Consider the following 23686-nt stretch of genomic DNA (forward strand, 5'->3'; position numbering starts at 1 on the left):
GCCCCGTCGAAAACGCCTCCTCATCGTCCTCCAGGCAGGGCCTCTCCGGCAGGGAAACACCCCGACAGGGCCCGCTGGATTCCACGGACCACGCCCTTGACGCTCCTGGACCCGCCCCCTACATTGCTTCCAGATAGCAGAAAATACTTTCCGCAATGTGGAATAGAAGTGGCTGCGGAAAGCACACTGACGAGATCACGGAAGTGCTCACCGCGGGGCGCCGGTGGCGCGAGTCCGGCAGCTGAAGCAGGAGTACGCAATGGCTCGTATGACCGCTGCCCGCGCGGCAGTCGAGATCCTCAAGCGCGAAGGAGTTGGTGACGCGTTCGGGGTCCCCGGCGCCGCGATCAACCCCTTCTACGCGGCCCTGAAGGCCGCCGGCGGGATCCAGCACACCCTCGCCCGGCATGTCGAGGGTGCGTCGCACATGGCCGAGGGGTACACCCGCGCCCGTGCCGGGAACATCGGAGTCTGCGTCGGCACCTCCGGGCCCGCCGGCACCGACATGATCACCGGCCTCTACTCGGCCATCGGTGACTCGATCCCGATCCTCTGCGTCACGGGCCAGGCACCCACGGCCGTCATCCACAAGGAGGACTTCCAGGCGGTCGACATCGCCTCCATCGCGGGACCCGTCACCAAGATGGCCGTCACCGTCCTGGAGGCCGCGCAGGTGCCCGGCGTCTTCCAACAGGCCTTCCACCTGATGCGCTCCGGCCGTCCCGGGCCCGTCCTCATCGACCTCCCCATCGACGTCCAGCTCACCGAGATCGAGTTCGACCCGGACACGTACGAGCCGCTCCCGGTCTACAAGCCGGCCGCCACCCGCGCCCAGATCGAGAAGGCGATCGGGATGCTGAACGCGTCGGAGCGGCCGCTGATCGTCGCCGGCGGCGGGATCATCAACGCCGACGCCTGCGAACTGCTCGTCGAATTCGCCGAGTTGACCGGTGTGCCGGTGGTCCCCACCCTCATGGGCTGGGGCGTCCTGCCCGACGACCACGAGCTGAACGCCGGCATGGTCGGCCTCCAGACCTCGCACCGCTACGGCAACGCCACCTTCCTGGAGTCCGACTTCGTCCTCGGCATCGGCAACCGCTGGGCCAACCGGCACACCGGGAAACTGGACGTGTACACGGCCGGACGCACCTTCGTCCACGTCGACGTCGAGCCCACCCAGATCGGCCGGATCTTCGCCCCCGACTACGGCATCGCCTCCGACGCCAAGGCCGCGCTGGAGCTGTTCGTCGCCGTGGCAAGGGAGTTGAAGGCCGAGGGCCGGCTGCCGGACCGCTCGGTCTGGGCGGCCGACGCGCAGGACCGCAGGGCCCGGCTGCAGCGCCGTACGCACTTCGACGACATCCCCATCAAACCGCAGCGCGTCTACGAGGAGATGAACAAGGCCTTCGGCCCCGAGACCCGGTACGTCTCCACCATCGGCCTCTCGCAGATCGCCGGCGCCCAGCTGCTGCACGTCCACCGCCCCCGCCACTGGATCAACTGCGGTCAGGCGGGCCCCCTGGGCTGGACCGTGCCGGCCGCGCTCGGCGTCGCCAAGGCCGACCCCGAGGCGTCCGTCGTCGCCCTCTCCGGCGACTACGACTTCCAGTTCATGATCGAGGAGTTGGCCGTCGGGGCGCAGCACCGCATCCCGTACGTCCACGTCCTGGTCAACAACGCCTATCTGGGCCTCATCCGGCAGGCCCAGCGCGCCTTCGAGATCGACTTCCAGGTCAACCTGGAGTTCGAGAACGTCAACTCGCCCGAGCTGGGCGTCTACGGCGTCGACCACGTCAAGGTCGCCGAGGGCCTCGGCTGCAAGGCGATCCGGGTGACCGACCCGGCCGACCTGGCCGACGCCTTCGAACAGGCCAAGAAGCTCGCGGCGGAGTACCGGGTGCCGGTCGTCGTCGAGGCGATCCTGGAGCGCGTCACCAACATCTCGATGTCCACGACGAACGACATCGGTAACGTGGTCGAGTTCGAGGAACTCGCGACGGAGCCGGGACACGCGCCGACGTCGATCAGGCCGTTGCGGGTCTGACGGTCGCGAGACGGAAGGAGCCGGCGGTGGCGCGTGGTCCATCGCCGGCTCCACCGGCGTCAGCGCGTGGTCGACGTCGGCTCCACCGTCGTCGGAGGGGCGGCTCGTCCGAGGGCACGGGAAAGGGGAGGCCCTGCTCCAGCGCGACCTCGCATGATGCGAGCCGCTTTGTCGCGCTGGAGCAGGGCCTCCCTGCTTCCCCGGTTCACCCCCGATCCCCGGGCCCCCGTTTTCCCCGTTCCCCCGTTCCTGTGCTCCCTTGCTTCCCCCGATGGGTTCCCCCGTTGTTCCCCCGTGCCCCTGTTTCCCCCGTGGGGCTGTTCCCCCGTCGAGGCCCGCCGCCCCCGTGCCGGCGGGCCTCGTGTGACGAGAATGTGCCCTGCCCCAGGGGTAGTTGAAGCCCCCATGCAGGGTTTCAGAGGTTGATTTGAGGGTTCCGTAGACGGCCTACGCACCCTTGCGTAGGCAGGGGCGTGGAGTGGACGCGGCCGGGTGATCACTGGGCGTCGACGGGTCGGACCGCGGCGGCCGCGCGGCACCGGTTCCGTGTCCCTCACGTCGAGACGCGGGCCGGGGCCTTCACCACCGCACTGGCGCGCGACGCCGCCGCGGTCCGTGCCCTGCCCGCGCGTGACCGACGCTCACCCCTCATCCGGGTCGGTCGGAAACGGTCGCGGGCGGTGCGTCCGGTGGCTGATGGGTGTCCACCAGGGACCGGACGCCGATCGGGGGATGGAAGAGGATGGAAGAGGATGGAAGAAGTCGATCGCCGGGGTGGAGAGGTCGGCACACCCGTCGGCGACGGCCCGAGCTTCACCCACCGTCGAGAGTCGTACGAACATCGCGAGGGGCCCGCCGACGACCCTGAGGAAGTCGGCGTACCCGGGACGGCGGTTCCGGCCCGCGGCGGCACCTGGGCGCGACAGGACAGATGTCGGCGCCGCCGCGGACCGGAAGTTCGGTGAGGTGTCGCCTCAGACCTGGGCGCCGGAGAGGCGTTCCACGGCCCGCAGCAGGGCTGAGTGGTCGAGGCCGGCGTCGCCCTGGGCGCGCAGCGAGCCGACCAGTTGGGCCACCACGGCGCCGACCGGCAGGGCGGCTCCCACGGTGCGGGCGGCGTCGGTGACGATGCCCATGTCCTTGTGGTGCAGGTCGATGCGGAAGCCCGGCTCGAAGTCCCGGTTCAGGAAGTTGTCCTTCTTCCGGGTCAGCACGGTCGACCCCGCGAGGCCGCCGTTCAGCACGTCGAGCGCCGCCCTCAGGTCGACGCCGGACTTCTGCAGGAAGACCACGGCCTCGGCGCACGCCTGGATGTTCACGGCGACGATCAGCTGGTTCGCGGCCTTCACGGTCTGCCCCGCGCCGTGCGGACCGCACAGCACGATCGTCCTCCCGAGCGCCTCGAAGAGCGGCTCGGCTTCGTCGAAGTCGGCTTGCTCGCCGCCGACCATGATGGACAGCACGGCCTCGACGGCGCCCGCCTCTCCTCCGGAGACCGGGGCGTCGAGCACCCGGATGCCCTTCTCCTTCGCGGCCCTCGCCAGGTCGACGGAGGTCTGCGGGGTGATGGACGACATGTCGATCAGCAGGGCGCCGGGCCGGGCGTGGGCCAGGATGCCGTTGGGGCCGTACGCGACGGCCTCGACCTGCGGGGAGGCGGGCACCATCGTGATGACGACGTCGGCGTCGCGCACGGCCTCGGCGACCGACGCCGCAGCGGTCCCGCCGGCGGCGGTCAGCCGGTCCAGCTTGTCCTGCTCCAGCGTGAAGCCCGTGACGTCGTAACCCGCCTTGATCAGGTTCTCGGACATGGGGGAGCCCATGATGCCGAGGCCTATCCACGCGACCTTGGGGAGATTGCTCATGGTGAGGGTGCCTCTCTGACTGCTCTGCTACGGCGGTGGGGTGGGCGCCCGGCGGGGGCGGCGCGCGGCGGCGGTCGGCGCCCGCCGGCGCGGTGGCGCTCAGCGCGCGGTGCTGGTCGCGCGGGCCTCGCGGGGGAGCCAGTCGAAGGCCTCGGCGCTCGGCCGGTCGCCCGGCTTGTACTCCAGGCCGACCAGACCCTCGTAACCCGCCTTGCCCAACTGGTCGAGGAGGTCCTCCAGCGGGACGGTGCCGGTGCCGGGAGCGCCGCGGCCTGGGCTGTCGGCGATCTGCACGTGCCCCGTGCCGCCGACGTGGTCGGCGATCACCCGCGGCAGGTCCTCGCCGTTCATGGACAGGTGGTAAAGGTCCATCAGGAAGCGCGCGTTGCCGAGGCCCGAGGCCTCGTTGACCCGGTCGACGACGGCGACGGCGGCCGGTGCGGACACCAGCGGGTAGAGCGGTGACTCCACCTCGTTCAGCGCCTCGACCAGCAGGACCGCGCCGATCCGGTCGGCGGCCCGCGCGGCCAGGACCAGGTTGTCCAGGGCGAGCGCGTCCTGCTCGGCCGGGTCCACGCCGGCGACACGGTTGCCGTACAGGGCGTTGAGTGCCGTGCAGCCGACGGACTCGGCGAACTCCGCGACCACGTCGACGTTGGCGCGGAAGCGCTCCGCCTCCTCGCCCGGGATCGACAACGCGCCCCGGTCCGGCCCCGGCAGCACTCCCGAGTAGAAGTTCAGCCCGGTCAGCCGGACGCCCGCGTCCTCCAACGAGGCCCGCAGGGCGTCGAGTTCGGACCGAGGGGGCGTGGGGGAGTCGACCCAGGGCCACCACAGCTCGGCCGCGGTGAAGCCGGCCGCGGCGGCGGCCGCGGGGCGCTCCAGGAGCGGGAGTTCCGTGAAGAGGATCGACAGGTTGACGGTGTAGCGCTGCTCCGTGAATCCCATGGGGCCTCGGACGCTCCCTTCCGCGCACTCTCCGGATCTCCGGATAGTCATCAATTCCGTATTACGGAATCTATTTTCTGCTTAACGGAAGCCTGCCGCCGGTGGTCGGAGCTTGTCAAGAGGGCTCGGTGGAAAACGGCGCCGCGCGTCAGGTTGTGCCCGTGCGATTGAGAGTGGAGTGCTGTGACGCGGCTCTGACCTGCGGGAACGCGCCCTGACCCGTGCTGACCTGCAGAAACGCCCCTCACCCGTTCTCGTCACTTCGCAGCGTTTTCCAGGTGTGTGTGCCCTGGATGTGCCCTGTGGGAGGTGGGTGAGGGGGTGGTCTGTAGGGCCGGAAGCCGTCGGTCGGCAACAGGGGGCCGTCGACTGCGGGCACCGGGTCCTTCGGGTCGTAGGTGAACTCCTCGGGCTGCTCGGCGGCGGACGGTGGTTCAGGGGTCAGGCGTCCGTCCGAGCGGAGGTGGACTCCGTGTCGACGGCCCGCGCCAGGGGCCATTGCGTCTCCTTGCGCCACTGGGGTGGCCGGCTCGTCCGGTCCTGCTGGGCGTGGTTGCGCGGTTTGGGCCCATGTCTCCACTCCGGCGAGCGTGGTGGAGCTGGATGCGGCCGGTTGTCTGTAAGCACTTGTTTTGGCCCCAGTGGCGGGCTGGAGGGGGCGTGTATTGGTGTGATTCACGCCCGTGTAGCAAGGTGATTTGGCCCCACTTCGATCGGGTGGTTCCACTGGCCTGGACGGGGGGTGGTCACGGTAGTTTTGAAGCCTCGGTGGACCTCCGTCAGCGCGCCCCCGACAGGTGCGTGGAGGGTTGCCGACCCGACTCGACTCAGGCCGCGGACCGCCCAGTGTCCGCGGCGGCTGGACGAGAGCGGGCGATGGTGCGGTCGGCACTGGGACTTGACGGCCGGGCCCGAAATGGCTGCGGCCGGCCTCCCGCAAGGGAGGCCGGCCGCAGTTGTCCAGGCGGGTCAGCGACGGCGTTTCCGCTGGCTCTGGGCGAAACGGTAGGACTGGGTGCCGGTCTCGACGATGTGCGCGTTGAACGTGACCCGGTCGACGATCGCCGTGCAGAGGCGGGGATCGGTGAAGGTCTGCTTCCATTCATCTGGGGCTGGCATTTGTTCCCTCACACGGGTTGCCGCTGCCACCTGGCCGTTTCCCGTTCCTGCGGTCCTCGTTGGTTCTCGCGGTAGCAGCCTGGTTTTCAAGGTGCTGCCTTGACCGTTCAGGTGCGAGGAAGGTGTGCCGGTGGCCGAGGCGAGACTGCAGGTCATCGCGGGCGGGGCCGTCCCGCAGACGCCGCTGACGACGGATCCGTGGCAGTTCCAGGCGGCGTGTGTTGACGCGTTCGTCGCTTCGTGGAGGGCCCGCGGGTTCAGCCCGGTGACCATCGACAACGACATCGGGCTGCTGGAGCGGACGCTCACGGCGCTCGGCCGACCCGCGTGGGACGTGACGCCCGAGGACATCGACCGCGTCGTCGGTGACCTCGCGGTCCAGGGCCGCAAGACCTCGACCCGGCGGGAGTACGTGCAGATCTTCAAGGGCTTCCACCGGTTCCTGCAGGCCCGTAAGGCGGCCGAGATCGAGGCCGCGTTCGGCGTCCGGCTGGTCTGCCCGGTCGACGAGTTCAACGCTTCGCGGCATGTCGGCGACGAGTCCCCGGCTCTGCTTCCGCCGCCGACACCCGAAAGGGTGGCCGAGTTCTTCGACTTCATGAAGCAGCGGATCGCCACCGCCCGGAAGTACGGACCCGCGGCCCGTGACTATGCGATGTTCCGGACGCTGTATCACGCCGGGCTCCGCTCGGAAGAACCCTCGCTGCTGGAAAAGCCGGACGCGCACTTCACCCGTGGCCCGTTCGGCAAGCTGCATGTCCGTTTCGTTCAAAGGCGCCCACACCTCCGGGCCTCGCCCTCGCTGGGTTCCCATGCTCGACGGTCTCGACCTCGTGCTGCGGTGGTTCCTGGAAGACGTACGGCCCAAGTTCCCCAACTCGCCGGTGCTGTTCGCCGACGAGTCCGGCGGGCCCCCTGCACCGCGGGACGATCCGCAACCGGCTGCGGTATCTCATGCAGTTGGAAGGACGGCCGGCGGACGAGCGGTTCAGCCCGCATGCGCTGCGGCGGGCCTGCGCGACGCACAACTACGAACGCGGCGTCGACCTGGTGGCGATCCAGCAAATGCTCGGTCACTGGACGGTCAGCTCGACCATGCGATATGTCCGGCCCTCCGCGACCTTCATCGAGGACGCGTATCAGCGGGCGGTCGCCAGCACGCTGGCCGAGCTGACGGGGAAGGACACCACGGCATGAAGATCCGATGGCGGCTGCGGATGGCCGCAGCCCAGCGCGAGGTGTGGACCGGAACGGAACTGCGGCGGCTCCTGGCCGAGAAGGCCGGCCTGGAGCTGTCCTCGGCGTCGGTGTCCGCCCTGTTTACCAAGGAGCCCTCGCAGATGAAGATGACCACGCTGGCCGCGTTGTGCACCGCGCTGGAGTGCACCCCTAACGACCTGATCGAGGTCGACACCACCCCCGTCGAGCGACCCATTGCACCACCCCGGCCGGTCGCCGACCTTCCGCCAGCCGCCTCAGCCAGGGGCCGGTCCATGCCACCCCTGTGACCAGCGGAGAGCACGATGGGCAAGAGGCAACGAGACTGCGTCACCTGCGGAGCTCCCGTCGGATATCTCGACCGCCTGCACTGTTGCCGATGCCGGCGCCGGATCGAGGAACAGGCGGCCAAGGCGACATGCCCGGCCTGCGGCAAGGCTCGCGTTCTCCAGCAGGACACCGGCCGGTGCATCACGTGCTCCCGCGTCTGCGACGAATGCGGCCATCCAGTCCGAGCGTCCCACACCCGGCTGTGCCGGGACTGCCGCCGCAAAGCCGAGCAGATCGCGGCCCAGCAGGTGTGTCCCCGCTGCGGCAGGCCCGGCTATCTGCGAGAAGACACCGGCTGGTGCGGCCACTGTTCCCGGCCCCGCCAAGACAAACAGCCACCGCGGACCTGTCGCGAGTGCGGCCAGGTGCGGCGGCATGCCGGACTCGGGCTGTGCTCAGCATGCTGGCAGAAGCATCCCGGCCGCCCCTTCATCCGCGGTGAACACCTCCGAGACCAACTCGCCGACCCGCCGGAGTGGCTCGATACCTTCATCGCCCATGTTGCGGGCACCCACTGCGTCTCCAGGGCCTGCGGCTTCGTCACCGACTTGGGCCGACTCCTGGGAGACGAGCACTCCAACTCGCCCCAGGCGCTGTTGGAGCGGTCCCGCAGGCCAGGGCGGTCGATGGGCTCGTTCGCCCGTGCACTCGAGGACTTTTTCACCCTCCATGGCCTGGCCCTGCCCACTGACCAGGCCGAACGACTCGCGGTCGGCCGACGCAGACGCCGCATCGACGCGGTCCCCGAACCGCTGCAGCAGGCCGTCATCGCCTTCGACGCCTTCCGGACGCGGGCCCAGCAGCGGGCCCGGCGGGCCGGCACCCGCCCCCGCAGCAACCACACTCTGGAAACAGCTCTGACCATCCTGCGTGACCTGGCGCTCTTCCTGATCAGCCAGCGGAACAAGAACGACTGGGCCCTCGTCGATGTTCACGACGTCGAAGCGTTCCTGGCCACCTTGCCCAAAGCACGCAAGCGCCGACTGGTCGTGCTGGGCCAGTTCTTCCGCTTCGCCCGTGCCCAGCACATCGTGCTGATCGATCCGACCCGGAACATGACCTCCAAGAGCTCAAAGGGTTTCCGCGGCAGGACCCTCACCCTCGACCAGCAGCGCTGTCTCTTCCGCCGCTGGACGACCAACGAGGAGGTCCATCCCCACGAGGCAGTCGTGGGGATGCTCGCTCTGCTGCATGGTGCCTCCAGCTCGGAGGCCCGGATGCTGCAGGTCAACGACGTGGACCAGCAGGCCCAAACGGTCCGGCTCGGCAAGCGGCCCCATCCTGTCCCGCTCGATCCCGCCTCATGGACAGTGCTTCAGCGCTGCCTGGACCATCGCCAGGCATGGCGGACCGACAACCCACACGTCGTAGTCACCAAAGGGACAAAGGCCGGGCGAAGCCCGGCCTCCACCGCCTACCTCTCCCACGTCCTCGACGACTGCGGCTTCCCGCCCCGGATGATCCGCAGCACCCGCCTTGTCGACATGGTGAACACGATGGACCCCAAGCTCGTCGCCGCCGCGTTCGGAATGGACCCGCAGGCCACCCTGATCTATCTCGCCGACCACGTCGACGAGGGCCGTCTGCCGGCACCGTGACCAGTCGGCCTGGCTAAGAAAGGCGCAGGCCGCCCGGAAGTTCCTCTTCAATGATCTCGACCAGCCAGTCGAAGGCGGTCGGGCCACGGCCGGCGCGGGCTTCCGCCAGCCGGGCGGCCATGTGTTCCTTGTTCGTCGGATGACAGCGGGCGAGCCACATCTCGAGCTGCCGGGCAGTCTCGGGGTGCCCGAGATGCTGGCGGGAGGCTTCGTGGTCACGCCATTCGATCATGAAGTCGCCATCGTCCGGTGTCCCGAAGCCGCCGCGGAGGCAGTCAGCGAATGCATCGAGGTTCCGGCCGAAGTAACCGCCGCAGCCGATGCTCTCGCCGGCGACCCGCCAGAAGTCCTCCAGCGACCTGACCTGGCTGCCGTCCAGCACATATCTCACTGTCACAGCCCGCAGAGTACGTCCAACCCGGCGGCCTGCCCATTCGTTTTGAACCCGTGCTGTTCAGGCAGCACCTCGCACGGGTTCGCCGGAACGTGTGCGCTTTCGAGAACGGGGCGTTCGAGGCGATCGCGATGGCCCGTCGTTCCTCTCGCTCCGTGAAGATCTGGAACAGCAGTTTGGCTCCGGCCTTGTCCAGGTTGAGGTAGCCGAACTCGTCCAGACAGAGCAGGTCGACGCGGCCGTAGCGGGCGAGGAGACGGGTCAGCTTCTTCTCGTCCGCGGCTTCCGCTAGTTCGTTGACCAGGTTGACCGTGGTCGTGTAGCGGACTTTGAGCCCGGCCTCGGCCATCGCCGTGCCGATCCCGATGAGCAGGTGGGACTTACCCGTGCCGGAGTCGCCGATCAGGCAGAGCGGTTGCCCCGCCTTGACCCAGGCAGGGTCGGACAGAGTGCCGACGATCTCAGGGGTGACATTCGGATTCTCGGTGAAGTCGAAGTCCTCCAGCCGCTTGGGGCGGGGGAAGTTGGCGTCCCTGACCAGCCGTTGCTTTCGTCGTTCCTCGCGATCAGCGCACTCGGCTTCCAGCAGGTCGGCGAGGAAGTCCTTGTAGCTGGACCGCTGCCGCATGGCGTCGGCGGCCATCTCCTGGACCCTGCGGCGGATTGTGGGCAGGTGCAGAGCCCGGCAGGCTTCGTCGATGGCCGTGTCCACGGCCTCCTCCGGTCCCGTGTCCTGGCGGGGCGGAGGAACCTGGGTGGCCGTGGTGCCGGTCGTGCTCATGCGGTGCCTTTCGGTTGACGTGTCAGAAGCTGGTCGTAGTGGGCGACGGTCGGCAGCGGTCGTTTGTCCTCGGGCAGCTGGGCCCGACGGGCCGTCAGCGACACCACGCCGCTGGGCTCGGCCCAGGGCGGCGGGTCACCTTCGTCGTCTGGGTCCTCGGGTGGGGCCGGGGCCAGGGCAGCTGCTCTGCGGGCCTCGACGGCAACCACGTCCGGGCTGCTGGAACCCGCCCGGATCGCGGCGGCCATGCCTTGTTCGACGGCAGCTGCGGGCATCCGCCGGTGCAGCAGCAGAACCTCGATCAGCGCGCGGGTTCCGGCCGCGTCGCCGTGGGCCGCGCGGGCTGCGGCCCAGAACGCTTCGTGGACCTCGGTGAACGAACCGTTCTGCCGGGCCGTGACCAGCGCGGTCGAGCCGGCCATCGCCCCGGGCTTGGCCAGCAGGATCTCCAGGTAGTGGTCGAGTTCGTCGCGGAAGTCGCCCCGGCGGGTCAGCCGCGGGTGGCGGGCGACGATCTCCCGCCGCTCGAAGACGAGGAGTTCGTTGCCCCGCAGCAGGACCCGCACGTTCTGGCCGATGAAACGGGCCGGCACCGAGTAATGGCACTGCCTGACCGTGATCCTGCTGCTGCGGTCGACCTTCGGGGTCATGGTGATGCCGCACTCGAACTCTTCCAGCGGCAGCGGCGCCAGCTGGTCAGTCTCGGCGACGAAGTTGAAGCCGACAGTGGTCAGCCTGCCCGCGAGGATCCGTTCGTCCTCGGCCGCATCGATCTCGGCAAGCCGGGGATTGAGCTCTTCCAAGGTGGCGACGTCGGGGACCGGGACCAGATGCGTGCGTCTGAACCGGCCGCCCTCGTGCTCGACCCCGCCCTTCTCATGGGCGCCGTCCTCGCCGGGGACCCAGTAGAAGGCATCGAAGCCATAGTGGGCCCGGAAGGACAGCCACCGCTCCGACTCGATGCGGCTGCGGCCGGTGCAGACGCGGTTGACCGCTGGTTTCAGGTTGTCGTAGCGAATGTGCCGGGTCGGGATGCCTCTAATATGCGGGTCTCGTTGTCAAGCCATCGTCGATTCGGAGAGAGTTCGTTGGTGAGCACTGAGTCGCATCGCAGCCTGCGCTATGTGGACGACATCACTCGCGATGACGTCCTCGCCCTGGAGGCGTTCATCTACTCCCAGCTTCGGCCAGTCCAGGACGCGGCTGGCGAGACCGGGGACACGTTCTGTGCCTTGCGTTCTCTGGAAATCCTGGTCTGTGACTCGGCAGGGCTCCTGCTGGCGCTCCTCGAACGGGGCGGTCGCGGCCAGGAGGAGCGGTCCGCCATGCTCCGCGAATGGAACCGGCTGCGGACTACCGCCAGCTGGTGGGAGTATCGCGACGGATACGACATCGGCCGCTGGAACCGCCTGGAGCATGTGGACGCCGCTGCCGAAGCCCAACACGATGCCGAGATTGCGCGGATCCAAGCAGCTGCTGGGAATGCGTAGTGAGGCGGGCAACCTCGGTGCAGATGCGGCGAGTTGTGGGAGTAAGGAGGCTTCGCCGTCGAGTCGGCTGAGGAGTCCGTCGAAGATGTGCTCGCGGGCGACCTGTCCCTTGGCGGCCGCATCATCCCGCTGGCGTTCGAGGGTGGGCCGGAACTCGATCGTGGTGATGAAGAAGGTGCAGGACTCGCAGATCGACTCGAAGTGGCAGTCCATTTCGACGGGGCGAGCGCAGTAGCCGTTGCCGAGCATCCGGCGGTGCATCTCCCGGCGGAGCTTGGCCATCTCCGCGCCCTCGGCGTCCGCCGGGAGCTGGCGCGGGGCGTCGTAGAGGGCCTCGACCTTCTCCGAGACGGCGAAGTACTCGTCGGCGACGGTCCGGTCGGCTATCCGCGCGTAAACACGTGTCATGGACAACGACCGGTGGCCGAGGAGTGCGGCAATGGCCTCCAGGGACATGCCCCGGTTGATCGCCTGGGTGGCCAGAGTATGTCTGAGCTGGTGCGGGGTGACCCGGCCCAGACCGGCCCGCTCGGCGGCCTTGCGGACCGCGGCCTCGATGCGGGAGGCATTGACCGGGCGGCCGTGGTCGGTGAACAGCAGGTTCGAGCGCAGTCCCTCGGGCCGGTGCAGCAGCCAGTCGTCCAGCAGCGTCTTCAGCTGCGGATGCAGGGGAACATAGCGGTCGGTGTGCATCTTGCCGACCGGGACGCGGAGCCAGTAGGCGGAGCCGATCTGCACGACCGCGTCGATGGTGAGGCCGAGCATCTCGCTGCGGCGCATCCCGGTGCGGGCGAGGATCTCGATGGCCAGCCGGGCGAACGGATCGCCGGCGGGCGGCGGTCAGTAGCTTGGCGGCCGCGGCGTCGTCGAGGAAGCGGGGCAGCGGTTCGTCCGCGATCGGGAAGTCGCTGTCGAACACCAACTGGCGGGGCGGCCGGTCGGCGGCATCCCACTCGTCCAGGCGGCGGAAGAAGCCGCAGAGTTTGCTGAGGCGGTCGCGGACGGTGTGGCGGTGCAGCGGTCCGCCGCGGGCGGCCGGCCGCTCCAGCAGCCACTGCCGGTAGCGTTCGACGTGCCGCCGCTTGAGCTGGGCGACGCAGGTCACGGCAGGGTCCTCGGTGGTAACCAGCAGGGCGAACTCCCGCAGCGTCAGCTCTGCGTTCTTCACGGTGCCCGGCCGCAGTGTCCCGGCGATCTGCCGCAGGTAGTGCTGCATCGTTTCCGCCATTCCGGCCGGGTCCCGGGCCCACTCCTGGGCTCGGATGTCGGCCCGGTCCGGGGAACGGCGGCGGGGAAGCTGGTCGGTCAACTCGCAGTGGAACAGTGTCGCTTCAAGGTTGAACAGGGCGGTGGACAGGGCCTTGACGCCGCGGTTGGGGATGCGGCGGGCCGCCTCCAGCAGCAGGCGGCGCCCCTCGTCCCAGTCAATCCGCTGCAGCTGGTCAGGCCGTTTCGCGAACAGCGCGATGAAGTGGCCCAGCAGGTTGAACTGGGTCATCGCCACCGCGTCGCGGAAGCCGAGCGTGTGGGCGGTCTCCATGAACCGCAGATGCAGTTCCGGCTCCGTTCGCGCAAGCACGATGCCCAGTCGCGGACGGCGGGCGACAAGATAATCGGCGCCGGGCCGCATCCGTCCGGTCACCGCCAGCCAGCTGATGAACCGGTGGGTCTCGTGGTTGAAAGCGAGCTGCCGGTCCAGCGGCAGCCGGCAGAAGTCAGTCAGGTCGGGCACTGCGGCGAGCAGGGCACGGGCTCCCCAGCGGACCTTGTGGTCGGTGTTCATGCCCTGCGCGGCCCGGTGGGCGAGGTAGTCCGCGACGAGGTCCGGGCGCACGATCGGCAGGGCCGCGGCGCGGGCCCGGCGCATCAGCTGTCCGCCCGGTCGGCGTCGATGGCCGCGCTCGCCTGCAGGTACTGCTCGACGAGCCAGCTGTTCGCCAGGTGGATGTAGACGCGGGTGGATTCGATGGAGCGGTGTCCGGCCTGGGCCTGTACCGCTTCCAGGGCCATGCCGGCCTCGCGCAGCCGGGTCAGGCAGGTGTGGCGGAGCTGGTGGCAGGTCAGCTTCGGCAGTCCGGTGCGCTTCCGGACGCCGTCGAGGATCTCGTCGAGGCCGTCGGCGGAGAGCGGCCGACCGCGGGTCGGTCCGCGCAGGACGACGAACAGGTGGTCGTGGTCGACCGGTGGACGCTCACGGTCCAGGTAGTCGCCGACCGCGGTGAAGAACTGCGCGGAGATGGGTATCAGGCGCTGGTGCCCGCCCTTGCCCTCGCTGATGAAGACCCGCCGCTCGCCCGGTGACAGGTCGCCCAGTTTCAGGCCGAGGACCTCGCAGCGACGCAGTCCGCCCAGCAGCATCGCGAGGATCATGGCCCGGTCCCGAGCAGTGTTCACCGCACCGAGCACCGCCTCGACCTCACTCGGCCCGAGGACCCGCGGAAGGGTGCGTGGCGTGCGCAGCAGCGGTGCCCCGCGGTTGCCGCTGCGACGGCGGTTGGCCAGCCCCGTCGGCACCGGGTTGCGGTCGATAGTCGTGTCGTCGCGGGTCATCAGGTAGCCGAACAGCCCGGAAATACTGGCCAGTCGGCGCTTGATAGTGCGGGCCGAGAGCCCTGCTTCACCGTCTTCGAGCCGGACGACCTTCGGCCCTCGCCGCGGCTTCTTCTGCGCGGTGATGAACGCGAAGACGTCCGCGGTGACGACGTCGGCCGGTTCCTTGGGCACGACCGAGAAGAAGACCTTCAGGTCGTAGGCGGTGGCCAGCAAGGTGTTGGGCCGGCAGCGTGCCGCCACGAACTCCAGGTAGTCGTCTACCAAGGCGTGTCCGAGCGATGCCGTCGGGTTTCCCGCCGCATCGACGCGTCGTACCAACTGCGGTTGCCAGGCCATCCGAGCTCCTCGGCGGGAGCGACCATCCTGACCGGGAACGTGAGATCGCGGAAGAGTTGTCACCCACATAACCGCCCAGGACGTTGAACGCTTCGACATGACCTTCCATGAAGGATTCCTGGGCCTCAGATGCATAGACGCGGTGGACGGCCTTTCCGGAAAACGACAGCCGCAGCGTGAACAGGTGGCACTTGACGACCTCGCCCGCCAGGCGAACCCACACATCGGCGAAGTCCACCTCGGCTTCTTCGCCGGGCAGATGGACCTGCGGGACCATGCCCGTCAGATGCCGGCGCCCTTCCAGGGCCTCCGCCTCGATCTGCGGCCTGCGGATCGCGACGTAGTCGCACACCGTGGAGTACGACGCCTGGTCGAAGCCGTACTCCTGCGCGAGACGCTGGTAGATCCTTCGGGCGGTGTGTTTCTGCTTGCGCGGCGCGGTCGTGTCCTCCCGCAGCATCACGTCGATCCACGCCTTGGCCGGGTCCAGGACCGTGGCCCGCGGCGCCGGTTTCTTCCTCGGCGGCGGGACCGCGGACGTCAGCGCCTGCCGCACCGTCCGCTTGTGGACCCCGTACTTCGCCGCCAGCGCCCGCTGTGACATTCCCGGATCGAGACGCTTGTCCCTCCGGATCGCGGCGAACAGTTCTGCCCGCGACAAACCCATCCCGGCCTCCCGACAGGACCGTGATCAACCAACACGGCCTCCGACATGACCGTGATCGACACACAAACCCTGCCGTCGTCGGGCGGACGGACCAGCGCATTCACTCCAAAGAGGGCACGTTGCAGACTTTCCTGGCCGGCCCCCTCACCAACATCGCCCAATGAAGCAAGCCAGGCAGATGGTGATGCTGCCTCAGTGCTGGATCAGGCCGCCGACCAGGACAGGAGCGACGTGACCGGTTGCCGGAAGGGTCTGTGCCAGCGCGAGGCCGATGTCGACCAGCGATGAACGGCGCAGGCAAGCGACATCGGGGATCGCAGTCCAGACCGACTCCGCGATTTCGCCGTTCGGCTCAGGCCGGAGTCGGCCGCCGGTGATGCGGACCCGGTAGAAGATGCCGACATTCTGGTGCTCGACTCCCGCCCGTGCGACGGCGGCGGGGATCACCCTCGAGTCCACGCCCAGCAGGCGATCGACCACCGCGGCGCAGCCGGTCTCCTCGGCGACCTCCCGGATCACCGCATCGAATGGATCCTCCCCGTGCTCGACCCTGCCGCCCGGAAGGGTCCAGCTGCTCTCGCCCTCCGGTGATACGTGACGGGCGAGCAGCACCCGCCCGTCCTCGATGCACACGGCGTACGCCGCCAGCCGGAAACTCATCCCCGCACCTCCCGCAGGACCCTATCCAACGTCCAAGATCTGCGCATCGCTTCGCGGGGTGGAGCCAGATCAACTTCTTACGCCTGGAGCCACTTCTGTTCCGAGTGGTGGAGCCCAAAGAAGTGCTTACAAACAGCCGGTTTCAGGTGGGGCGGCGGATGGCCTGTACGGCGCTGTCGTAGAGGTCGAACATGTCGGCCTGTCCGCCCTCGCGTACCCATTCCTCGTTGGCTGCCTGCATGCAGACGATCGCTGCGGCCGCGATCGCGCGGGCTTGCAGGGTGCGGCGGTCGGAGTCGGGCAGTCGCGGCTCGATGTGCGGTGCGAACAGGTCTTGCCAGCGGGCTTGTTTCTCGGTGTGTCCGGCGCGCAGGGAGTCGTTGCCGAACAGCAGCGTGATGAACTCCAGGCGGCCTTCGGCTGGTATGTCGATCTCCTCGAGCACCTGGAACGCCGCGCGCAGCGCCGTCCAGGCGTCCTCATCGGCCGGGCGCTCGGCGAGGCGCGCGGCGATCAGTTCGCCCTGTTCGTCCAGGCCGCTGAGCGCGAGGTCTTCCTTGTTGCGGAAGTAGTTGAACAGGGTCCGCCGGGAGACGCCCGCGGCGGCGGCGACCTCATCGAGGGTCGTGTTGTCGAAGCCCTTGGCGCCGAACAGCTCGATGGCGGTCCGGGCGAGCAGGGAGCGGACCACGGTGCGGGTCTGTTCCCGGATGGGGGCTGGTTTCTGAGTCATGCACCGATGGTACTTCGTCTCACGTCATGCATCTACTTGCACTCAGTGCAAGGGTGTGCGTAGAGTGAATGCCATGAGCGACGGCCGCCCCCGTCCCGCCGCCCTCATCGACAGCGAAGGAACGCGATCATGACCATCACCGACGTCACCGCACGGCTCACCGACGCGGAGCGCTTCCAGCACATCCTGCAGACCCAGCGCGCCGCCTACCTCCGCGACGGAGCGCCTTCACTGGAGGCGCGGCGCAGCGATCTGGCCAGGTTCAAGAAGGCGCTGATAGCTCGGCGCGGCGCCATCGAGGAGGCGATCGACGCCGACTTCGGGCATCGCTCGCGGCACGAGAGCGCGTTGATGGAAGTTGTGGGGGTCGTGCAGGGCATCGACTACCTGCACCGCAACCTTCGCCGGTTCATGCGTCCGACCCACCGCCACATCGAGCTGCTGCTGCGTAACGGCAGCAACCGCATCGAGTACCAGCCGCTGGGCGTGGTCGGCGTCATCTCGCCGTGGAACTATCCGGTCAACCTGTCGCTGATGCCCGTGGTCACCGCGATCGCGGCCGGCAACCGCGTCATGCTCAAGCCGTCGAAGCTGACCCCGGCGACGAACGCGGTGCTCGCGCAGATGCTCGGCGAGCTGTTCCCGCCGGAGCAGGTCACGATGGTGACCGGCGACGGCTCGGCGTTCTCTTCCCTGCCGTTCGACCACCTCGTCTTCACCGGCAGCACCGAGGTCGGACGGGCGGTGATGAAGGCGGCCAGTGGCCACCTCGTCCCCGTCACGCTGGAACTGGGCGGCAAGTCCCCGACCATCGTGGCCAAGGGACATGTGACCGACCGGGCCGTGTCCGACATCGTCTTCGGCAAGCTGCTCAGCGGCGGGCAGACCTGCATCGCCCCCGACTACGCCCTGGTCCACGAATCCGAGATCGACGCCTTCGTCGCCGCCTACGACCGACTGGTGCAGGCCGCCTACCCCGACGGCCCCACCGGCGAGGACTACACCTCGATCATCGACGACAAGCAGTACCGGCTCCTGACCGGCCTGATAGAGGACGCCCGTGCCCACGGGGCGCGGATCATCGAGGTCGGACATCGGCCGGAAGAGGCGGCGCTCCGCCCGCACACCCTCGCGCCGACCGTCGTGCTCGGCGTCACCGACGACATGCGCATCGCCCACGAGGAGATCTTCGGCCCCATCCTGCCGATCTTCGGCTACCGCGACATCGACGACGCCATCGACTACGTCAACGCACGGCCCCGGCCGCTGGCCCTGTACTACTTCGGTGACAACGGCCCCGACCGGCGCAAGGTCCTTGACCGCACGACCTCCGGCAACGTCACCGTCAACGGCACCATCATGCACGTCGCACAGGACGACCTCCCCTTCGGCGGCGTCGGCGCCAGCGGCATGGGCAAGTACCACGGCATCGAAGGCTTCCGCACCCTCAGCCACCCCAAGGGCATCTACGTCCAAGGACGCTGGAACGCCACCCGCCTGCTGCGCGCCCCCTTCACCAAGCGCACCGAGACCCTCCTCAACTTCCTGCTCCGGTAACGGAGCCCTCCCCGGCGCCCGCCGGCCCCGGCCATCGCCCAGGCGGGCTGAGAGCCCGCCCCGGCAACAGACGAACACCCGATGACGGTCACAGACCGTCGCAAGAATCGAAAGGAGAAGGGGCAGAGGTACCCGCGAGGGCGCCGTGTCCCCGACTGCCATGAACAAGATCGACTACCGTACCCAGACCACATTGATCACCGGCGCGAGTGCCGGCCTCGGCGCGGAGTTCGCCCGCCAGTTCGCCGAGCGCGGCTCCAACCTCGTACTGGTCGCCCGCCGCGCGGACCGGCTTCAGGCCCTGGCCGACGAACTGTCCGCGAAGTACCACATCACCGCAACCGTGGTGCCGTTCGACCTCACCGCGCCGGCCGCCGGCGAAGCGCTCGCCGCGGAGATGACCCGGCGCGGGATCACCGTCACCAGCCTCGTCAACAACGCCGGCTTCGGCACCCACAGCCCCTTCCGCCAGGAGGACCCGGCACGCGTCCAGCAGGAGATCAACCTGAACGTCGCCAGCCTGGTCGACGTCACCCGGGCCTTCATCGACCAGCTGACCGGCGTCCTGATCAACATCGCCAGCTCCCTCGGCTACCAGCCCTGGCCCAACGCCGCCGTCTACGGGGCGACCAAGGCCTTCGTACTGAGCTTCACCGAAGCACTGTGGCAGGAATCGCGAGGAACCGGCCTGCGCGTGCTCGCCCTCTCCCCGGGCCCGACCCGCACCGAGTTCTTCGACACGGCCGGCTCCGACAACATGGCCCGCGGCGTCCGGCTGCAGACCCCACGCCAGGTCGTCACCACCGCACTGCGCACCCTGGACAAGCGCAACCCCCCACCCAGCGTCGTCTCCGGCACCTTCAACTGGCTGATGACCCTGACCTCACGCTTCACCACCCGCCGCGCCAACGTTCTCGCCTTCGGCGCGATGACCCAGTGGCAGATGCGCTCGAGCGGGCCCGGCCACTGACCTGCTCCAGACCACCGCCAATCGGAGGGCCCCGGCTTCTGCCGCGCCGGCGAGACCACGACCTGACCACAGGCGACGCCGACCGATCGCCTGCGGCGGTGAACTGCCCACCGCCGCCCCCTCGGGAGTGCCTCTCGATTTGGTGGCTCGAAACCGATCGGTTTACGATGGCGGTGAAACCGGCTGGCTTCCCACAGGGGCGGTCACGACCGTGCCCAGTGAGGTTGCCGAGCGGTCACCGTGTTCCCCTGCGGTTGTGCAAGCCGAGGGTTGAACCCCCAGAGAACTCCCGGCCTGCAATGGCGCCGTCCGGTCTCCTCGCTGATGTAACTGTGCTGTCCAGACCGGAGTAAGTCATGAATGGAATTCACCCCTTCCGCGTGCTGCGCGCCAGGCCCCTCTGGATAGCAGGCGGTGTCATCACAGGCGTCCTCGCGCTCCTGTTCGGCATCTTCTATGTCGGCCCCAATATCGATCCGGCCGGCCATACGAAGAATCTGCCGGTCGGCCTGGTCAACTCCGACAAGGGGGCCAGTGTCGGCGGCAAGCAGATCAATCTCGGGGCGCAGATCACCGGGTCGATCAAGTCGTCCACCGCGAGTGGCGACAAGATCGACTGGAAGGTGATGGACGAGAAGCAGGTGAAGGAGGAGCTCGGCAAGGGCAAGCTCTTCGGCGCGCTGGTCGTCCCCGCCGACTTCACCTCCTCCGTCAGCGCACTGACCGGATCCTCGGCAACCGGTGATCCGGTTCGCCCGCAACTGACGGTGCTGACCAACCAGTCCGCCGGCAGCATAGGCTCCAACATCGCCCGGCAGGCGGCGACGACGGCGGCCGAGGGCGCCTCGCTCCAGGTGGGCAAGCAGCTGACCGCGCAGGCCCAAGCTCAACAGGCCAAGGTGCCGACGGCGGCCCGCGTCCTGCTGGCCGATCCGGCCGCGGTGACCGTCAAGGACGGGCATCCACTCGACTCGCACAGCGGCCTGGGCCTGTCGGCGTTCTACTACGCGCTCGTCCTCGTGGTCTGCGGCATGCTCTCCGCCAACGTCATCAGCGGCCAGGTCGACCACGCCCTCGGTTACACCCACAACGACATGGGCCCGCTGCGCATCCACCGCCCGCTGATCAAGGCCACCCGCGTGCAGAGCCTCGCCATGAGCAGCACCCTGATGGTGGCCCTGTCCCTGCTGATGGGCACCCTGGTCATGGTGGGGACGATCGGCATCATGGGGATGGACGCCTCCCATCTGCCGCTGCTGTGGCTGTACTCGGTGGCCGCCATCGCCGTCTCCGGGATCGGCGCCCTTGCTCTGCTCGCCGTCTTCGGTACGCCCGGCATGCTGGTGGTCACGCTGGTCTTCATCGCGATGGCCGTGCCGACGGCCGGCGCCACCACCCCGATCGAGTCGCTGCCCGGTTTCTACCGCTTCCTCGCGGAGTTCGAGCCGCTGCGGCAGATCACCGGCGGCGTCCGCTCGATCCTCTACTACGACGCCCAGGGCGACGCGGGCCTGACCCGGGGCTGGGTCATGATGGCAGCCGGCCTCGCGGCAGCCGCACTGTTCGGCTTCGGTACGACGAGCTGGTACGACCGCAAGGGGCTGCACCGCACCACCGCCGCTGAGGCGCAGCCCAAGGGGCCTGCCGTCAAGGCGTAGCGGACCGTACTCCCCTGAAAACCGATCGGTTCTCTTCGATGGAATGGAGTTGACCTCTCACTATGACAACCCAGGCGAAGGTGACTCCCCGCGAGCGACTGTTGGAGGCAGCCGCCACGCTCACCTACCAAGAAGGCGTGGGCGTCGGTGTCGACGCGCTGTGCAAGGCCGCAGGGGTGTCGAAGCGGTCCATGTACCAGCTCTTCGAAAGCAAGGACGAACTCCTGACGGCGAGCCTGGAGGAACGCATCACTGCCTTCGCGGCGCAACTCCTGCCCGCGGCGGACGATGGTCGTCCGCCGCGCGAGCGGATCCTGCACGTGTTCGAGCAAGTGGGGTCCCAGGCGGGCGCGCCGGAATTCCGAGGCTGCCGCTACCTCGCCGTACAGATCGAGCTCAAGGACGAGGGCCATCCCGCAAGCCAGGTGGTCCGCCGGGTCAAGGGGAATCTGACGGCCTTCTTCCGTACCGAGGCCGAACGGGGCGGGGCGAGCGATCCCGACCTGCTGGCCAGGCAGCTCAGCCTCACCTTCGACGGCGCCGTAGCCCGCGCGAGCGTCAGAGCCGAGAACCTGGCTGGGCTCATCGGGCCCACCGTGGGAGTCCTGCTCGACAGTGCAGGCGTGCGTTGACGCACCTCGTGTCTGATCCGGCCCACTCGTGACGGCACTTCACGTGCATGCGAGCCGGTGACCTGGGCGCCGGCCCAGGCGATGCCGGGCTTGCCCGCGAGGCCCGCCGGCTGCGCTTCCCGCATGCTTGCTCGCACGGGATTTCCTCGTAGGTGCCGCAGCGGACGGCCTGCAACAAGCGCCCGCGAGCCCGCTGTTGGCCTGGTCGACGCCCACGGCATCCCGTGTCCGTCCGAGCCCCATCTCGGAAGGCGCGGCGCGGTGTGGCTACCTCTTCGGCGGCACCGTCGGCATCCCCAGGAAGGGCAACCTCAGGGCGCCGAAGGCGTCGGAGGGGACTGCCGGGTGACGGGGTTCCACAGGCGTCAGGCGTTTGTAGGTCGTTCCCTGTGCTGGACGAAAGTCTTCCTCGCCTTTGTTGGGCCAGGCCGACATCGCGCGCTCGGCCTGGGCCGTGATCGTGAGGGACGGGTTGACTCCGAGGTTGGCGGAGATGGCCGCTCCGTCGACGACGGAGATGCCAGGGTGTCCGTACAGCCGGTGGTACGGGTCGATGACGCCGGTCTCGGGAGTGTCGCCGATGGGGCAGCCGCCCAGGAAGTGAGCGGTGAGCGGCGTACCCATCAGCTCGCCCACATTGCTGCCCGCGAAGCCGTCGACCTCGGCGGCGATGACGGAGGCGGCTTCCGAAGCCGCCTTGATCTGTTTGGGGTTGGGCGCCCCATGGCCCTGACGGGCCAGCAACAGTCCCTTGCCCACGCCCTTCGGCTTCAGATAGGTCGTGAGGGAGTTGTCCAGCGACTGCATGACCAGACCGATGATCGTCCGCTCCGACCAACGGCGGTTGGAGAGGGAGCGGGCCATGAGCACCGGGTGCTTCGCCACGTTGACCAGCCAGCCCAGGAACCTCGACGAGCCCTCGGCGTACGGGACTTGCAGGACGAACCCGGCGCCCATCGCGTTCGATCCCTTGCCGTAGCGGACGGGCTCGATGTGGGTGTTCTCGTCGGGGTGGATCGAGGAGGTGATCGCCACACCCCGCGTGAAGTCGATGCTCTGTCCTCCAGCGACTCTGCGGTGCCGCCGGACGTTTGCGTGCACACTCACCAGGGCTTCGGAGTTGGTGCGGGTCAGATCGCCCAGTCGCTCGGAGAGGTGCGGGAGTTGGCCGCCGGTTCTCATCCGGTGCAGCAACGTCTGCGTACCGTAGGTGCCGGCCGCCAGGACGACGTTCCGCGCCCTGAACGTGCGGCCGACGCTCCTGCGTTTCCGGTCCGTCGGCCGGGTCCTGACCGTGTACCCGTCCGGCGAGTCGTCCGTGATCGAGACGACGGTCGTCATGGGGTGGACGACGGCGCCCGCCTGCTCGGCGAGATAGAGGTAGTTCTCGTTGAGGTTGTTCTTCCCGCCGCGGCGACAGCCCGTCATGCACTCACCGCACTCGACACAGGCCTTGCGGGCCGGGCCGACGCCACCGAAGTAGGGGTCGGCCACCTCCTCTCCCGGCTTTGACTTCGCCGACCCGTCGGCGTCCTGGCCGTCGCCGAAGAAGACTCCTACGGGGGCCATGTGGAAGGTGTCGCCCACGCCCATCCGTTCGGCGACCGCCTGGAGATGTACGTCGGCCTGGGTCGTCGTGGGGTTGAGCCGCACCCCGAGCATCCGCCGGGCCTGGTCGTAATACGGCTTCAACTCCGTTTCCCAGTCCGTGATGTCCTTCCACTGCGGGTCGTCGAAGAACTGCTTCGGCGGTTCGTACAGGGTGTTGGCGTAGTTGAGGGAGCCACCCCCGACCCCGGCCCCGGCCAGCACCACCACGTTGCCCAGCGGATGGATGCGCTGGATGCCGTACATGCCGAGCCTGGGTGCCCAGAGATAGTTCCTGACGTCCCAGGAGTTCTTGGGCAGCGAGTCGGGCGTGAACCTGCGGCCCGCTTCCAGCACGCCCACGCGGTAGCCCTTCTCGGTGAGCCGAAGGGCGGTGACGGAGCCGCCGAAACCGGAACCGACGACGACTACGTCGTAGTCGTACGCGGAGTCGTCTCTCTGCTTGTTCGGCTTCGTGGAAGAGTTCTTCCGTGACACGTGCTCTCCTCATTGAGAACGGGTGACTCGGAGCCGTTCTGATGGCGG

At 68.6% G+C, this 23686-nt stretch carries 20 protein-coding genes and 1 pseudogene; 9 read left to right on the plus strand and 12 right to left on the minus strand.

The window, feature by feature from the left end:
- The first annotated feature begins 259 nt into the window (after positions 1 to 259).
- A complete protein-coding gene (gcl, locus tag L3078_RS36795; RefSeq protein WP_239758268.1) occupies positions 260 to 2044 on the plus strand; it encodes a glyoxylate carboligase in 1785 nt (594 codons plus the stop codon).
- 974 nt (positions 2045 to 3018) lie between these two features.
- Here the strand turns inward: gcl and L3078_RS36800 are convergent.
- The 4 genes and pseudogenes from L3078_RS36800 to L3078_RS36815 form a co-directional block, all read right to left on the minus strand.
- Positions 3019 to 3909 carry a 2-hydroxy-3-oxopropionate reductase gene (locus tag L3078_RS36800; RefSeq protein ID WP_239758270.1) on the minus strand — a complete coding sequence of 297 codons (891 nt, stop codon included), beginning with the start codon at positions 3907 to 3909 and terminating at the stop codon, positions 3019 to 3021.
- Between the two features lie 99 nt (positions 3910 to 4008).
- Positions 4009 to 4857, minus strand: coding sequence for a TIM barrel protein (locus L3078_RS36805; RefSeq protein ID WP_239758272.1), 849 nt, complete (start codon positions 4855 to 4857; stop codon positions 4009 to 4011).
- Between the two features lie 969 nt (positions 4858 to 5826).
- Positions 5827 to 5958 (minus strand): annotated as a pseudogene (locus tag L3078_RS36810) (ATP-binding protein); the annotation flags it as partial.
- A 1-nt stretch (position 5959) separates the two neighbouring features.
- On the minus strand, positions 5960 to 6748 hold the full coding sequence (locus tag L3078_RS36815) for a hypothetical protein (RefSeq protein WP_239758273.1): 789 nt from the start codon (positions 6746 to 6748) through the stop codon (positions 5960 to 5962).
- 182 nt (positions 6749 to 6930) lie between these two features.
- On the opposite strand from L3078_RS36815, the gene L3078_RS36820 reads away from it, so the two are divergent.
- From L3078_RS36820 to L3078_RS36830, 3 genes are all read left to right on the plus strand, one after another.
- On the plus strand, positions 6931 to 7173 hold the full coding sequence (locus tag L3078_RS36820; RefSeq protein ID WP_239758275.1) for a tyrosine-type recombinase/integrase: 243 nt from the start codon (positions 6931 to 6933) through the stop codon (positions 7171 to 7173).
- Positions 7170 to 7484, plus strand: coding sequence for a helix-turn-helix domain-containing protein (locus L3078_RS36825; RefSeq protein ID WP_239758277.1), 315 nt, complete (start codon positions 7170 to 7172; stop codon positions 7482 to 7484). The genes L3078_RS36820 and L3078_RS36825 overlap by 4 nt, the downstream gene beginning before the upstream one ends.
- 588 nt (positions 7485 to 8072) lie before the next feature.
- Positions 8073 to 9122 carry a tyrosine-type recombinase/integrase gene (locus tag L3078_RS36830; RefSeq protein ID WP_239758279.1) on the plus strand — a complete coding sequence of 350 codons (1050 nt, stop codon included), beginning with the start codon at positions 8073 to 8075 and terminating at the stop codon, positions 9120 to 9122.
- Between the two features lie 13 nt (positions 9123 to 9135).
- Here L3078_RS36830 and L3078_RS36835 read toward each other — a convergent pair whose 3' ends face one another.
- From L3078_RS36835 to L3078_RS36850, 4 genes are all read right to left on the minus strand, one after another.
- Positions 9136 to 9504: a barstar family protein gene (locus tag L3078_RS36835; RefSeq protein ID WP_239758281.1), complete on the minus strand. Its 369-nt coding sequence runs from the start codon at positions 9502 to 9504 to the stop codon at positions 9136 to 9138.
- Positions 9398 to 10297: an IS21-like element helper ATPase IstB gene (gene istB, locus L3078_RS36840; RefSeq protein WP_239758283.1), complete on the minus strand. Its 900-nt coding sequence runs from the start codon at positions 10295 to 10297 to the stop codon at positions 9398 to 9400. The genes L3078_RS36835 and istB overlap by 107 nt, the downstream gene beginning before the upstream one ends.
- Positions 10294 to 11100 carry a Mu transposase domain-containing protein gene (locus tag L3078_RS36845; RefSeq protein ID WP_239758285.1) on the minus strand — a complete coding sequence of 269 codons (807 nt, stop codon included), beginning with the start codon at positions 11098 to 11100 and terminating at the stop codon, positions 10294 to 10296. The genes istB and L3078_RS36845 overlap by 4 nt, the downstream gene beginning before the upstream one ends.
- 255 nt (positions 11101 to 11355) lie before the next feature.
- Positions 11356 to 12567 carry a site-specific integrase gene (locus L3078_RS36850; RefSeq protein ID WP_239758287.1) on the minus strand — a complete coding sequence of 404 codons (1212 nt, stop codon included), beginning with the start codon at positions 12565 to 12567 and terminating at the stop codon, positions 11356 to 11358.
- Positions 12568 to 12799: 232 nt separating this feature from the next.
- On the opposite strand from L3078_RS36850, the gene L3078_RS36855 reads away from it, so the two are divergent.
- The gene (locus L3078_RS36855; protein WP_239758289.1) at positions 12800 to 13738 is read left to right on the plus strand and encodes a hypothetical protein; all 939 of its coding nucleotides are present in this window, start codon (positions 12800 to 12802) and stop codon (positions 13736 to 13738) included.
- Here L3078_RS36855 and L3078_RS36860 read toward each other — a convergent pair.
- The 3 genes from L3078_RS36860 to L3078_RS36870 all read right to left on the minus strand — a co-directional run bounded on the left by L3078_RS36860 (position 13654) and on the right by L3078_RS36870 (position 16736).
- Complete coding sequence (locus L3078_RS36860) at positions 13654 to 14604, minus strand: tyrosine-type recombinase/integrase (RefSeq protein ID WP_239758290.1); 951 nt, start codon at positions 14602 to 14604, stop codon at positions 13654 to 13656. The genes L3078_RS36855 and L3078_RS36860 overlap by 85 nt on opposite strands.
- A gap of 931 nt (positions 14605 to 15535) precedes the next feature.
- Positions 15536 to 16003, minus strand: coding sequence for an NUDIX hydrolase (locus L3078_RS36865; RefSeq protein WP_239758292.1), 468 nt, complete (start codon positions 16001 to 16003; stop codon positions 15536 to 15538).
- A gap of 142 nt (positions 16004 to 16145) precedes the next feature.
- Complete coding sequence (locus tag L3078_RS36870; RefSeq protein ID WP_239758294.1) at positions 16146 to 16736, minus strand: TetR family transcriptional regulator; 591 nt, start codon at positions 16734 to 16736, stop codon at positions 16146 to 16148.
- A 129-nt stretch (positions 16737 to 16865) separates the two neighbouring features.
- Here L3078_RS36870 and L3078_RS36875 point away from each other — a divergent pair, with 129 nt between their 5' ends.
- From L3078_RS36875 to L3078_RS36890, 4 genes are all read left to right on the plus strand, one after another.
- A complete protein-coding gene (locus L3078_RS36875; RefSeq protein ID WP_239758296.1) occupies positions 16866 to 18293 on the plus strand; it encodes a coniferyl aldehyde dehydrogenase in 1428 nt (475 codons plus the stop codon).
- A gap of 160 nt (positions 18294 to 18453) precedes the next feature.
- The gene (locus L3078_RS36880) at positions 18454 to 19263 is read left to right on the plus strand and encodes an SDR family NAD(P)-dependent oxidoreductase (protein ID WP_239758297.1); all 810 of its coding nucleotides are present in this window, start codon (positions 18454 to 18456) and stop codon (positions 19261 to 19263) included.
- Positions 19264 to 19619: 356 nt separating this feature from the next.
- Positions 19620 to 20921 carry a DUF3533 domain-containing protein gene (locus tag L3078_RS36885; RefSeq protein ID WP_239758298.1) on the plus strand — a complete coding sequence of 434 codons (1302 nt, stop codon included), beginning with the start codon at positions 19620 to 19622 and terminating at the stop codon, positions 20919 to 20921.
- A gap of 62 nt (positions 20922 to 20983) precedes the next feature.
- Positions 20984 to 21553, plus strand: coding sequence for a TetR/AcrR family transcriptional regulator (locus tag L3078_RS36890; protein ID WP_239758300.1), 570 nt, complete (start codon positions 20984 to 20986; stop codon positions 21551 to 21553).
- A gap of 267 nt (positions 21554 to 21820) precedes the next feature.
- Here L3078_RS36890 and L3078_RS36895 read toward each other — a convergent pair whose 3' ends face one another.
- Entirely contained in the window at positions 21821 to 23638 is a 1818-nt protein-coding gene (locus L3078_RS36895) for a GMC family oxidoreductase (protein WP_239758302.1), read from the minus strand.
- Positions 23639 to 23686: the final 48 nt, after the last annotated feature.

Origin of the sequence: Streptomyces deccanensis (assembly GCF_022385335.1) — a bacterium.
Taxonomy (GTDB): domain Bacteria; phylum Actinomycetota; class Actinomycetes; order Streptomycetales; family Streptomycetaceae; genus Streptomyces; species Streptomyces deccanensis.

Coding starts and splice junctions, on each gene's coding strand:
- gcl (WP_239758268.1), top strand. CDS start 260: ATGGCTCGTATGACCGCTGCCCGCGCGGCAGTCGAGATCCTCAAGCGC.
- L3078_RS36800 (WP_239758270.1), bottom strand. CDS start 3,909: ATGAGCAATCTCCCCAAGGTCGCGTGGATAGGCCTCGGCATCATGGGC.
- L3078_RS36805 (WP_239758272.1), bottom strand. CDS start 4,857: ATGGGATTCACGGAGCAGCGCTACACCGTCAACCTGTCGATCCTCTTC.
- L3078_RS36820 (WP_239758275.1), top strand. CDS start 6,931: ATGCAGTTGGAAGGACGGCCGGCGGACGAGCGGTTCAGCCCGCATGCG.
- L3078_RS36825 (WP_239758277.1), top strand. CDS start 7,170: ATGAAGATCCGATGGCGGCTGCGGATGGCCGCAGCCCAGCGCGAGGTG.
- istB (WP_239758283.1), bottom strand. CDS start 10,297: ATGAGCACGACCGGCACCACGGCCACCCAGGTTCCTCCGCCCCGCCAG.
- L3078_RS36850 (WP_239758287.1), bottom strand. CDS start 12,567: ATGCGCCGCAGCGAGATGCTCGGCCTCACCATCGACGCGGTCGTGCAG.
- L3078_RS36865 (WP_239758292.1), bottom strand. CDS start 16,003: ATGAGTTTCCGGCTGGCGGCGTACGCCGTGTGCATCGAGGACGGGCGG.
- L3078_RS36870 (WP_239758294.1), bottom strand. CDS start 16,736: ATGACTCAGAAACCAGCCCCCATCCGGGAACAGACCCGCACCGTGGTC.
- L3078_RS36875 (WP_239758296.1), top strand. CDS start 16,866: ATGACCATCACCGACGTCACCGCACGGCTCACCGACGCGGAGCGCTTC.
- L3078_RS36880 (WP_239758297.1), top strand. CDS start 18,454: ATGAACAAGATCGACTACCGTACCCAGACCACATTGATCACCGGCGCG.
- L3078_RS36885 (WP_239758298.1), top strand. CDS start 19,620: ATGAATGGAATTCACCCCTTCCGCGTGCTGCGCGCCAGGCCCCTCTGG.
- L3078_RS36890 (WP_239758300.1), top strand. CDS start 20,984: ATGACAACCCAGGCGAAGGTGACTCCCCGCGAGCGACTGTTGGAGGCA.